The 12,543-nt window shown below is 35.1% G+C and carries 9 protein-coding genes; all 9 read left to right on the top strand.

What is annotated here, in order from left to right:
* Positions 1-33: 33 nt before the first annotated feature.
* The 9 genes from rpoN to MKY37_RS05860 all read left to right on the top strand — a co-directional run bounded on the left by rpoN (position 34) and on the right by MKY37_RS05860 (position 12,531).
* Positions 34-1,377 (top strand): RNA polymerase factor sigma-54, encoded by a 1,344-nt coding sequence (gene rpoN, locus MKY37_RS05900; RefSeq protein ID WP_340774827.1) that lies wholly within the window; start codon positions 34-36, stop codon positions 1,375-1,377.
* A 405-nt stretch (positions 1,378-1,782) separates the two neighbouring features.
* On the top strand, positions 1,783-3,534 hold the full coding sequence (locus MKY37_RS05895) for a sigma-54 interaction domain-containing protein (protein ID WP_340774825.1): 1,752 nt from the start codon (positions 1,783-1,785) through the stop codon (positions 3,532-3,534).
* A gap of 188 nt (positions 3,535-3,722) precedes the next feature.
* Positions 3,723-4,100, top strand: coding sequence for a Rid family detoxifying hydrolase (locus MKY37_RS05890; protein WP_340774823.1), 378 nt, complete (start codon positions 3,723-3,725; stop codon positions 4,098-4,100).
* Between the two features lie 15 nt (positions 4,101-4,115).
* Positions 4,116-5,354 (top strand): diaminopropionate ammonia-lyase, encoded by a 1,239-nt coding sequence (gene dpaL / locus MKY37_RS05885; protein ID WP_340774820.1) that lies wholly within the window; start codon positions 4,116-4,118, stop codon positions 5,352-5,354.
* Positions 5,355-6,536, top strand: coding sequence for a YgeY family selenium metabolism-linked hydrolase (locus MKY37_RS05880; RefSeq protein WP_340774818.1), 1,182 nt, complete (start codon positions 5,355-5,357; stop codon positions 6,534-6,536).
* A gap of 18 nt (positions 6,537-6,554) precedes the next feature.
* The gene (locus MKY37_RS05875) at positions 6,555-8,171 is read left to right on the top strand and encodes an N-acyl-D-amino-acid deacylase family protein (protein ID WP_340774815.1); all 1,617 of its coding nucleotides are present in this window, start codon (positions 6,555-6,557) and stop codon (positions 8,169-8,171) included.
* Between the two features lie 27 nt (positions 8,172-8,198).
* Positions 8,199-9,608 (top strand): sodium:solute symporter family transporter, encoded by a 1,410-nt coding sequence (locus MKY37_RS05870; protein WP_340774812.1) that lies wholly within the window; start codon positions 8,199-8,201, stop codon positions 9,606-9,608.
* A gap of 609 nt (positions 9,609-10,217) precedes the next feature.
* Entirely contained in the window at positions 10,218-10,949 is a 732-nt protein-coding gene (locus MKY37_RS05865; protein ID WP_340774810.1) for an FCD domain-containing protein, read from the top strand.
* A 25-nt stretch (positions 10,950-10,974) separates the two neighbouring features.
* Positions 10,975-12,531: a Na+/H+ antiporter NhaC family protein gene (locus tag MKY37_RS05860; RefSeq protein WP_340774808.1), complete on the top strand. Its 1,557-nt coding sequence runs from the start codon at positions 10,975-10,977 to the stop codon at positions 12,529-12,531.
* The last annotated feature ends 12 nt before the right edge of the window (positions 12,532-12,543 follow it).

Raw genomic sequence — 12,543 nt, 5'->3', positions numbered from 1 at the left:
GTTATGATAATTAAAAATTTGGAGGGGGATATAATGCACGTTTCATTAGATATTTCACAGACTCAAAAAATAGCGCTTACAACAGAGTTAATACAACATCTTGAAATTTTACATTATTCAGGTGCGGAGCTGGAAGGGTATATTTACGAAAAAGCAAATGATAATCCTCTCCTACATGTAGAGGACTCAAAATTCCAAAAAAGTTATAAAGATGTATTACAACTTTCGTCCGTTTTTTCAAATAATAGAAGTAGTAACCTTAGTGAAAAAATGGATTCAATACAAACAAGGTTAGCCCAAAAAGACAGTTTAGAGCCTTATTTATTAGAACAGATACCAATGCATCAAAATTTATCTAAAAAAGATCTAAGTATTATAAAATATTTAATATGTAGCTTAGATGATCGTTTATTTTTGGATATTGAGTTAGAAGAGGTAGCAGAAAAGTTTAAAACAACAACTGAGCATGTTGAAGATATTTTAGATTTATTTCAAACTTTTGAACCAATTGGAGTGGGTGCAAGAAGTTTTACCGATTACTTACTCATCCAGATTGACCGAGATTTAACTGCACCATCACTTGCCAGGGATTTTGTGAAGTTCGAGCTTGAAAATATCGCTACACTATCACTGAAAATATTAAGTAAGAAATATAGAATTTCTATAAAGGAAACACAAGAAATCTTAAATTATATTAAAAATTTAAATCCTTTGCCAATTTTGGAAGACATGTTCAAACCTATACAATATATAGTGCCTGATGCAGAGGTTATAAAAAGAAACGGACAATGGATAATTCAGTTAAACCGCAAGTATTTACCAACTGTTTCAATAAGTAATACATACGTAGATTTACTAGAATCTGATCCTGACCCTAAAACTAAAAAGTATTATCAAGACTGTCTAAAGGATGCTCTACTATTAATGCAAGGAATCGAACAGCGAGATAAAACGATATATTCCTTACTTCGAGTATTACTTGAAAAACAGCAAGATTTTTTTGAAAAGGGAATGCAAGAAATTAAACCTATGCGTTTAAAGGACGCTTCCATAATTCTTGGCGTTCATGAATCTACAATTAGCCGTACGATTAGAAGTAAATATATACGAACACCACAAGGTACCTATGCTTTACAATCATTATTTACTAAAGGACTTGTAAATAATTCAGGTAAAATGGATTCAGTCAGCTATGTTAAACGCCGTATTAAAGAATTAATAGACAGTGAAAATCCTGATAACCGACTTTCTGATCAGCAAATTACTGATATTTTGGGAGAGGAAGAAATCCAAATCTCTCGTCGTACTGTTGCAAAATACCGTGAAGAGTTAAATATATTTAGTTCATCAAAACGTGTATATATATCTATTAAGTGACTGTTTCAAAAAGAACCTTCTTTTTGAAACAGTTCTTCCTTTATTAAAATAATAATTTAATAGACAAAACGTGAGAGTCAATTTCATAATTGCTTACTTTAATCTAAAACACGAATATTTATATGGAATTATATTAAATTACGAGTTTATTTAAAGTGGATTTTGTTGATTGGAGCGCAAGGCGGCGACTCCAGCGGGATCAGTGAGACAGATGAACCATCACAGCGTACCCGTAGGGGCGGTGTTGGTTCATCGCTCACCCCGCGGAACGCGTCCGCCTAAGTAGAAATCAACCTTGTTCGGCTTTTACTATTTAATATGCTTTTATGGAATTGACTCATATATATGAATTTCAAGCTATTGTAGTTTTTGTTTAATTGCCAATCATTAGGGAGAGGATTCTATTTGTACTTATTAGACATTCAATCAGACGTGCAAAGTATTGCAGAAGCGATTGCAGCTGTTTTAGATTTAGAGGTTGAAATTGCTGATATAAATTATATGAGAATTGCTGGTACAGGAGAAGGAAAAATAAATATATTAAAAAAGCTCGAGGGGAATTTAGTATACAAAGAAGTTTATGAGACTAAGAAATCTATGATTATACGTAATCCGGGTTTTGAAAAGATATGTAAATCGTGTGGATTTTATGGAAATTGTATGGAAGCAGGAGAAATTAGTGCGCCGATTTTTATGAACAATCAAATCATTGGATTTATTGGTTTAATAGCATTTTCAGAAGAACAACGAGAAAGGTTATTTATAGATATAGAAGGAATTTTACTTTTTTTAAGTAAATTGGCAGACTTATTAGCAAGTAAGTTAGAACAAGGACGAATTTTAGAAGAAATGAAAAATCAAGCTGAAAAATTAGATCATGTTATTAATCTAATGGATCAGGGGGTCCTAATAGTTACAAAATATTTTAAGGTCTTACAAGCCAATGAGCATGCTTTGAGAACATTAAATCTAAATGGACTAGATGAATTACCAAGTAGCGTGGAAAAATGGATACGAAGGGTTATAAAATTGGACAAAATTGAAAATGAGCCCTTTATCATTCAAACAAGGCCGCGTGAAACAAAAGTGATAGTAACTAAGCGACCTATTAATAATGAAGAGTTTTTAATAAGTATACAAGACGTAGATACCATTCAAACGATTGCGGAAAATGTTCAATTGGAAAAAAGAAAAGTTTTTAGAAGTATTATTGGATCAAGTTCACAACTTGAAGCAGTAAAAGAATTTGCACTAAGAGCAGCGCAATCAAAATCAACTATTCTTTTACAAGGTGAAAGTGGGACAGGAAAAGAGGTATTTGCAAAAGCAATTCATCATGCAAGCGAAAGAAATAGAGATTCTTTTATAGCAGTGAACTGCGGTGCAATTCCAGAAAATCTATTAGAAAGTGAATTGTTTGGTTATGAAAAGGGTGCTTTTACAGGAGCTAATAAAATCGGTAAAGTCGGAAAATTCGAAACAGCAAATGGAGGGACCATTTTTTTAGATGAAATTGGGGAAATGCCACTAGCTCTGCAAGTGAAAATTTTGCGTGTTTTACAAGAAAATGAAATTGAACGAGTAGGAGGAACCTCTCCAATTAAAGTAAATGTTCGAGTTATAGCAGCGACTAATCGGGCTTTAGATAAAATGGTTGAAGAAGGGACTTTTCGAGAAGATCTTTATTATCGTTTAAACGTTATTCCAATATTAATACCTCCATTAAGAAGTAGACCTGAGGATATTTTTACGTTATGCGATTACTATATAAACGAATTTAATGTATTGTTCAACAAAAGTATTAAAGGGTTTGATGAAAAAATTACACAAAAAATTTATGAATATCCATGGCCTGGTAACGTGAGAGAACTGAAAAATTTTATCGAATACTTATTTAATTTTGTACGAGAAGATTTTGTAACTTGGGACAGTGCAAAAGATCTTATTAATCGAAAGCTAAACAATGAATCTTTTGTAATTATAAAAGAAAAACAACAAATGGTATTTCAATTAGATTTAATAGAAAAAGAAACAATCCAGAAAACAATTGAATACATAAAAATGAATCAATTAAATATGGATGAGGCAGCGAAGTTATTAGGCATAGGTAGAGCTACTTTATTTCGAAAAATTAAAAAGTATCAAATTGATATCTAGTATCAATTTGATACTTTTTTAATTTTATCCTTATTTTCAAGTACTTATAGTGAAAAAATACAAATATAAGTATCAAATTGAGACTGAAATAAAAGATAGAGATATAAAAACATATGAGTTTAACTGGTTATTTTAGTTTGGCACGCTTCTTGCTTTCTTAAAAGTATACATAAAAAGGAGGAGATAATATGAAGATAATTACCGCATCAAAAGCACCAGCAGCCGTTGGTCCCTATTCTCAGGCAATTAAGTTAAATGATGTTCTATACTGCTCGGGAATGTTACCACTAAATCCGGAGACAGGTGTAGTTGTAGGAATAACAATTGAAGAACAGACAGAACAAATTTTTAATAATATTCGAGCTCTACTTGAGAGTGAAGGATTAACATTGGATCGAGTAGTGAAATCATTAGTTTTTTTACAAACAATGGATGACTTTTCTGGAATGAATACAATTTATGCAAGAGAATTTGGAGAGCATAAACCTGTGAGAAGTTGTGTAGCTGTTGCTGATATCCCAAAAGGAGCACTAGTCGAAATTGAAGTAGTTGTAAGTTACAAATAGAGAGGGGTAGTCAGGTTGGAATTGCAAAACAAAAATATCCTTTGGGCAAAAAATCGATTTTACCAAGAGAAAGACAATAGTAACATTTTAGTAGATTTTAATGAATTGGAAATTGAAAGAGTGCTTGCTTTCCAAAAAACTCACAAAGCATTTACATCTACACCACTGTACAAACTTAATCACTTAGCTAAAGAATTAAATGTTCGCACAATTTTTGCCAAGGATGAGTCTAAACGTTTTGGATTAAATGCATTTAAGGTTTTAGGTGGAATTTACTCAATAGCTAAATATATAGCAGAGGAATTAAATCGACCAATTGAACAATTATCTTTTGATATATTAAAATCCGATAAAGTAAAAAGTCAGCTAGGTGATTTAACATTTATATCTGCAACGGATGGTAATCATGGTAGAGGTGTAGCATGGGCTGCACGCGAATTAGGATATAAATCGGTGATTTATATGCCTAAAGGGTCCTCCGAGCAACGTTTGAAAGCAATTCGAGACGAAGGAGCCGTAGCTGAAATACAGGAAGTAAACTATGACGAAACAGTTCGTATTTGTGCACAACTTGCTGAAAAAAATGATTGGATAATGGTACAAGATACAGCATGGGAAGGTTATGAAAAAATTCCCTTATGGATTATGCAAGGCTACTCAGCGATTGCAAAAGAAATAGTAGATGAACTAAAAATTAACGATGAAAAAATTCCTACTCATGTATTTTTACAAGCTGGAGTAGGTTCCTTTGCTGCAGCTATTGCAGGATACTTATTGCAAGTGTACGGAGAAAATACTCCGAAAATTGTTATAGTTGAACCACATAAAGCTAACTGTTTTTATGAGTCTTTTATATCTTCAGAAGGGACGAGAGAATTTATAACAGGGAGTTTGAATACGTTAATGGCTGGTTTAGCCTGTGGTGAACCAAATACTAAAGCGTTTGAATTATTAAGGAATTATGCAATTGGTACAATTTCTTGTACCGATGAACTTGCAGCATTAGGAATGAGAATTTATGGAAACCCGATAGGTGAAGATCCTAAAATAACTTCTGGGGAATCAGGTGCTGCCACATTAGGTTTACTTTATTACTTAAGAAAATATGAACAAGATCAAAATATTTTAAAAGAAATGGAACTAAACGAAGAGTCTTCAATTTTATTAATTAGTACAGAGGGCGATACAGATAGTGAAAGTTATAAACAAATTGTTTGGGAAGGTAAATATGCCTTAGAATCGGAGGGAAAATAAATGATTCAATTACGTATAGATGAAATTGTTGCATTGTGCCAGAGCTTAGTTCAAAGTCCTAGTCTTTCTGGACAGGAAAAAGAAGTAGCAAAAAAAATTCAGGACTTTGCGAATCAGCATAAATTTGATGAAGTAACAGTTGATCGATTTGGGAATATTGCGGTCGTTATAAATGGAGTTGAGCCAGGTCCAACAGTGCTATTTGATGGTCATATTGATACGGTACCGGTATTTGAAGAAAATTGGACTGTTAACCCTTATGAAGCAATAGTGAAAGACGGAAAGATTTGGGGTCGCGGAACTTCAGATATGAAAGGTTCTATCACCGCTATGCTTTTAGCGGCAAAATACTTTGCTGAAGATTGCCAGAAAAATTTTAAGGGTAAGATTGTTATTTCTTGTAGTGTGCATGAAGAATGTTTTGAAGGAGTAGCAACAAGGTTAGTCAGTGAACAGCATCAACCTAATTATGTAGTTATTGGTGAAGCAACAAATTTAAAGTTAAATATTGGTCAACGTGGTCGAGCTGAAGTAATTGTAGAGACATTTGGAAAATCAGCCCACTCTTCAAATCCAGATGCAGGGATTAATGCAGTAAATAAAATGGTCACACTAATAGCTGAAATTAACGAATTAAAGAATGAAGAACATCCAATTTTAGGTAAAGGTATCTTGGAGTTAACTGATTTCATTTCTTCACCATATCCAGGAGCTTCAGTTGTCCCTTCTCATGCTCGAGTGACATTTGACCGTCGTTTATTAGTAAATGAAACACGTGAATCCGTGTTAGAACCAATACAAAAAATCATTGATCGTTTAGAACTAGAAGATGAACAGTTTAATGCAAAAGTAAGCTTTTCAAGTGGCAGTGAACTTTGCTATACAGGTGAAACAATTGAAGCAGAACGTTTTTTCCCTGCTTGGTTATATGATGCAAATGAAAATTTTATAGCTCAAACATTTGAAAATTTAAAGAAGATTATTCCTCAGACAGAGCTTTCACACTACTCGTTCTGTACAAACGGTAGCCATTTTGCAGGTGAGGCTAATATCCCAACTATCGGGTTTGGCCCATCCTTAGAAAAACTTGCGCATATTGATGATGAGTATATTGAAATTGAACAACTTGTCAAGGCAACAGAAGGCTATATTTCAATTATGGAAACGCTAACAAACTTATAACATATAGGGGGTAGGGAAATGGTAGATTTAATCATTAGAAACGGGAAGATTATTGATGGTACAGGATCACCTTGGTATTACGGCGATATTGCAGTTAAAGAAGGGAAAATCGAAAAAATAGGGTTACTAACTGATGTGCAGGCGCAAAAAGAGATCGATGCAAAAGGATTAGTAGTATCACCTGGGTTTATCGATATGCATACCCATTCTGATTTAGTGATATTAGAAGAGCCATTAATAGAAGCAAAAGTACGTCAAGGAATTACGACAGATTTATTGGGTCAAGATGGAATTGCTGCTGCCCCACTTCCGCGTGAGTACGTGTCTACTTGGCAGAAAAATCTAGCTGGATTAGATGGGACACCGGCAATTGATTGGGACTGGCAAACAGTAGGGGAATATATTGAAAAAATTAAACGAAATAAACCAAGTTACAATTTAGCGGTTTTGGCACCGCATGGAAATATTCGTATGGAGGTAATGGGCTTAGCAAATCGCCCAGCTACCGATGAAGAAATTAAGAGAATGCAAGATGTTCTCCGAAGATCTTTAGATGAGGGAGCAGTTGGCCTTTCTACGGGATTAATTTACCTCCCTTGTTGCTTTGCGGAAATGAAAGAGCTTGAAGCATTATGTCAAGTAATTGCTGAATACGGCGTACCTCTAGTAATTCATCAGCGTAGTGAAGGCGATGAAATTTTAGAATCTATGGATGAGTTAATCGCAATGATGAAACGATGTGGGGCTCATCTGCATTTCTCTCATTTGAAAAATTGTGGTAAAGACAATTGGCATAAAACAGCTGATGTTTTAAAGAAAATTGATGAAGCACGAAATACAGGATTAGAAGTTACATTCGATCAATATCCATACATTGCAGGTAGTACGATGCTAAGCGCAATTTTACCGCCATGGGCACATGATGGTGGAACTGAAGAAATGTTAAAACGTCTTGAAGATTTGCAATTACGTGATCAAATTAAAAATGAAATGTCTACAGCTCTTAAAGGCTGGGATAGTATTGCAAAATGGGCTGGATGGAGTGGCATCATTATCACATCAGTTGAAACAACTGAAAAACAATACTGTATAGGTAAAACTATTGAAGAAATAGCAAAAATTGATGGTAAAGATGAGGCAGATGTGGCTTTGGATTTAATTGTTCATGAGAAAAATAGCGTTGGCATGATTGATTTCGTTATGAATGAAGAATCGGTTAAGATGATTTTGGCACATCCAGCTGGTACGGTAGGTTCTGATGGATTGTTGGGAGGAGAACCACATCCACGTGCATATGGGTCCTTCCCTAGAATTTTAGGTAAATATGTGCGAGAAGAAAAGGTAACGACTCTTGAAGAAATGATTCGGCGTATGACATCGCAACCGGCTCGTATTATAGGATTACAAGATCGAGGAATAATCCGTGAGCGACTGGCCGCGGATATCGTAATTTTCGACCCAGATAAAATTATAGATCAAGCAACTTTTGAAAAGCCGCGTCAACACAATGTTGGTATTGAAACAGTTATTGTTAACGGGCAAGTAGTTGTTCAGGGGGAAGAGGCATACCGAAAACCTGTTGGTGTTGTTATTGTTAGGGATTATCCTCAAATTAGACAGACAGTAAGTAAATAAAAAATATTCCGATGAAGGGGGCATTACATGGGTATTATATGGGGAATTATTATAGTTTACATGCTAGTGATGATTGGGATTGGTTTTTATGCAAAAACAAAAATTAAGAGTAGTGAAGATTATCATTTAGCTGGACGACGTTTAGGGCCAATTATGCTTGCAGGAACACTTGCCGCTACTGAAATTGGTGGTGGTAGTTCGGTCGGTGTTGCGTCAAAAGCGTACGGAGAATGGGGACTATCGGCGGGTTGGTATGTTGTATCTGCTGGTGTAGCTATTATTCTAGTTTCTTTTGTAGCACCTTTTATGCGTCGCGCATTGGCTACCACTGTTCCAGAAATAATTGGTCGACGTTATGGTAAAAGTAGCCAACTAATTTCGAGTATTTTGTCGGTTGTAGCATCTTCAGCGTTAACAGCTGTACAGATTACTGCTACAGCATCAATTGTACATGTATTAACGGGCTTTAGTTTAAATTGGGCAATCCTTATTTCAGGTACTATTGTTGTCTTCTATACTTTCTTAGGAGGTATGTGGAGTGTAACATTAACGGATTTTGTTCAGTTTTTCATAATTGTTGTAGGATTTGCAATCGCAGTACCTTTTGCATTTTCCGCAGCAGGTGGTGTCGACACAGTATTAAATAATTTACCGAAGGAACAGTTAGGTTTCACAAAAATTGGTTGGCCAACAATTATTGGTCTAACCTTGATGTATTTTATGACTTTCTCTACAGGGCAAGAGGCGGTACAACGTTATTATTCGGCGAAAGATGAAAAAACGGCTGTATGGGGATCTGTACTCTGCGGTGGTCTAATGACTATATATGCGTTTATACCAGCAATTTTAGGATTAATTGCATTGTCTAGCTTTCCGAATATTAACGAAAATAGTGCATTAGCCACTGTTTCGGTAGAGCTATTACCACCAATTATTGCAGGTCTCTTGTTATCAGGGGTTATTTCAGCTACATTATCAAGTGCCTCAGGCAATCTACTAGCAGTAGCATCAGTTTACATGACTGATATTCACCCTACCCTATCAAAGAAAAAGGTTACGAGCGAAGCCGAATTAAAAGCATCTCGTTTGATTATCATTCTAATAGGTGTGTTTGCTATAGGAATTTCACTTTTTAGTCAACAAATTATACCGTTATTAGTATTTGCTTTTACTATTCGTTCAACTGGTCCATTTGCCGCGTTCATTTTAGGATTATTAGTTGATCGAGTAACCAAAAATGCAGGTTTGTCTTCGATTATTGTTGGCTCAATAGTTGGTGTAACCTGGCAAATATTAGAAGATCCTTTCGGGATAATGGCAGTTATCGCAGGTAGTGTTGCTAGTATTATTACATTCCTAGTTGTGAATAAAATTGAACTTAGTAGAGGTAAACCAATTGCTCCATCTGCCTATATACCGAAAAGTGAAAGTACTTGATCAATCAATTATTATTTTAAAAGACTGTAGTGATACTCAGATTTTGAGTATCACTACAGTCTTTTTCTTGCTAAAACTATAAAAATTTCAACAATTTAATTGCCTTTATGATTTAATTTCTCATTATGAAATATCGGGTTATTACAAGATTTATAATACCTAAAATACTCACTAAATGACAAATACCAGGTTCTAAGACAATTAAGAAGGGGCAAAAAAAGCACCCTATTTAGATGTCAATTTGATTTTTATAAAATCGGTTGTCTATCTTCTGATAATTTTATGAAATACGACTATCAGAAATCTTGCGAATGGTGTGGTAAGTGGAAGTAAAATAAAAGCATAAATCGTACCCCAGATCAATGTGCCTTCAACATTGATCTTTTTCAAACCACTTCTAACGGTAGTTTCGCCAAATTGTTGGGGAAGCAGCATTATTTTCGTTAACGCAACCGTTATTAATGAGATAAACAAATTGAATCCGAAGGTCACATAAATCTAGGTAAATATTTTTATTAAAACTGTTAATTCAGAAAATAATGATTGTTTTTACTAAAAAGATAAATTATAATTCTAATAGCTACTCATCAGTGAGGAGGAGGTGTGATTATGAGGATGAGTAAAGAGTTGTTTTCTAATGAAGCGGATTTTCATTACTTGATCGCTTTACAGTGTCTTGCTGATTCAGAAAAGCCACTTGGTTCATGGATTATGAAAGAAAAGATGGAGAACCTGGGTGATTCTATCAGTTTGGCATCTGTTGGTAGATTGTTAAAGGAGCTAGATGGGCTCGGATGGACAGAATTAGTATCCTCGCAAGGGAGAATTCTAACTGTAAAAGGACAACGGCAATTAGAAGGAATGCAAAGTGATGTAGAAAGACTAAAGATTGAAGCTGAAATGAAGAAGGCAACAGATCCTGAGAATGCGCAAGATATCATTGATTTACTAAATGTACGTGTGATCATCGAGTCGGAGGTTATTAAATCAGTCATTGAAAATGCGACTGATGATGAAATAGGTTTTTTAGAGGAATCAGTTAAGCAACATAAACAGTGTGTGAGTATTGGGGAAGATTCTGAATTACTTCCGATTAATTTTCACCAAGTATTATGTACACTTTCTTGTAACCGCTTTCTTAACTCTGTATTAAAACTTTTAATACATGAAGAGTTAAGACTTGAGGAGAAGTTTCCAGAGATTGCAACTAAGTTAAGGGATGCACATCATCTTGTGGAACATGAACTAATTTTAGAGGCAGTAAAAGCAAGAGATGTAGAAAAAGCAGTTTTACTTACAAAAGATCATATCCAAAAGCTGATTCAAAGCGTTATCAATTAAATAGTTTCATAAGGGGGACGAGAAAATGGAGTATGGGATATTATCATTATTACCACCGGTTCTTGCAATTGTAATAGCTATCGTGACTAGACAGACGATTTTATCATTGTTCATTGGTGTTTGGTTAGGTTCTACAATTATTAGCAGTTGGAATCCATTCTTTGGTTTTACATATTCGATTACGGATGTTGTCATTCCTTCGATCGCTGATCCTTGGAATGCGGGAATGTTATTACTAGTTACGCTGGCAGGAGGGTTTGTAAATATTCTACGTGTTACGGGTGGAGCGCGTGCGTTTGCCGAAATGGCTACGAAAAAAGTGAATACGCGCAAGAAAGCGCAAAACTTTATATGGGGTAGTTCCTTCCTATTTTCATATACAGAGCCAGTTTTAATCTTAGGTACGGTTACTCGTCCTATAGCGGATAAGTTAAAAGTATCCCGTGTTAAATTAGCTTATATTTTGGATTCGATGGGAAGTCCACTTGCCGCTATGTCACCGATAAGTAGTTATGGGCCTTTTATTACTGGACTTATTGCCACGCAACTTGCAGTGCTTGGACTAAGTGATAATCCATGGTCACTGTTCATCCAAATGATTCCTTATAATTTATATGGTCTGTTCGCGATGATTGGTGTGTTATTTGTAGTGAATTTGAATTTAGATATTGGTCCGATGTATAAAGCTGAAATGAGGGCGGTGGAAACTGGGGAGCTATATGGGAAAGACGATAAGCTGATGATAGATGAGTCTATTGAAGAAGAGATGAAGGTCTCCAATACAAAAGCGGATATTTTTAGCTTTTTGATTCCAATGGTTTTATTGATGGGGACTATTTTTACCGTTATTTTTTGGACAGGAAATATTGGAGAGAACGGATTTCGGGGAGCTTTTTTAAATTCTAATATTGTTTTGTCCATCATTTGTGGATTTATAGCAGGTGCAGTTGGCGGAATTATCTATGCAAAATTGAGATATAAAACATCATTAATTTATCTTTTTGATGAATTAACGAATGGTATTTTAAAACTAATGATTGTGCCACTTATCCTAGTCATGGCTTGGTCGATTGGTTCCATCGCTTCTACGATGGGATTAGGTACGTATATTACAGAATTTGTTGGAAACTACTTGCCGGCATTCCTAGTTCCATTAATCATTTTTCTCATTGGTGCATTGATAGCGTTTGCGACGGGAAGTTCTTGGGGTGTTTTTGCAATTATGATTCCAATAGCTGTTCCAATGGCTGCCTCGATGGATATCAATTTAGCTCTAGCGATTGGTGCAGTAATTAGTGGTGGCTTATTTGGAGACCATTGTTCACCGATTTCCGATACGACCATCATGTCATCAACTGGTGCAGCTGCTGATCATATTGAACATGTTCGAACCCAATTGCCATATGCTTTAGTTATTGCGACCGCTTCCGGAATTGGTTTTCTTTCCGCAGGACTTACGCAGAATGTATTTGTTGGATTGATAGTAACGGCAATTGTTCTACTAGTAGCGTTGTATTTATTGAATCGTCGAGTAAAAGGAAGAGATTCAAATGTACTTATAAATAAGCAAGTAATCTCTTAATATAGCTGGAAA

Source organism: Psychrobacillus sp. FSL K6-2836, assembly GCF_038003085.1.
Taxonomy (GTDB): domain Bacteria; phylum Bacillota; class Bacilli; order Bacillales_A; family Planococcaceae; genus Psychrobacillus.
This window is presented reverse-complemented; position numbering and strand designations above follow the sequence as displayed.

Excerpts from the sequence above, each read along its gene's own strand:
- rpoN (WP_340774827.1), top strand. The coding sequence starts at position 34 with ATGCACGTTTCATTAGATATTTCACAGACTCAAAAAATAGCGCTTACA.
- MKY37_RS05890 (WP_340774823.1), top strand. The coding sequence starts at position 3,723 with ATGAAGATAATTACCGCATCAAAAGCACCAGCAGCCGTTGGTCCCTAT.
- MKY37_RS05880 (WP_340774818.1), top strand. The coding sequence starts at position 5,355 with ATGATTCAATTACGTATAGATGAAATTGTTGCATTGTGCCAGAGCTTA.
- MKY37_RS05875 (WP_340774815.1), top strand. The coding sequence starts at position 6,555 with ATGGTAGATTTAATCATTAGAAACGGGAAGATTATTGATGGTACAGGA.
- MKY37_RS05870 (WP_340774812.1), top strand. The coding sequence starts at position 8,199 with ATGGGTATTATATGGGGAATTATTATAGTTTACATGCTAGTGATGATT.
- MKY37_RS05865 (WP_340774810.1), top strand. The coding sequence starts at position 10,218 with ATGAGGATGAGTAAAGAGTTGTTTTCTAATGAAGCGGATTTTCATTAC.
- MKY37_RS05860 (WP_340774808.1), top strand. The coding sequence starts at position 10,975 with ATGGAGTATGGGATATTATCATTATTACCACCGGTTCTTGCAATTGTA.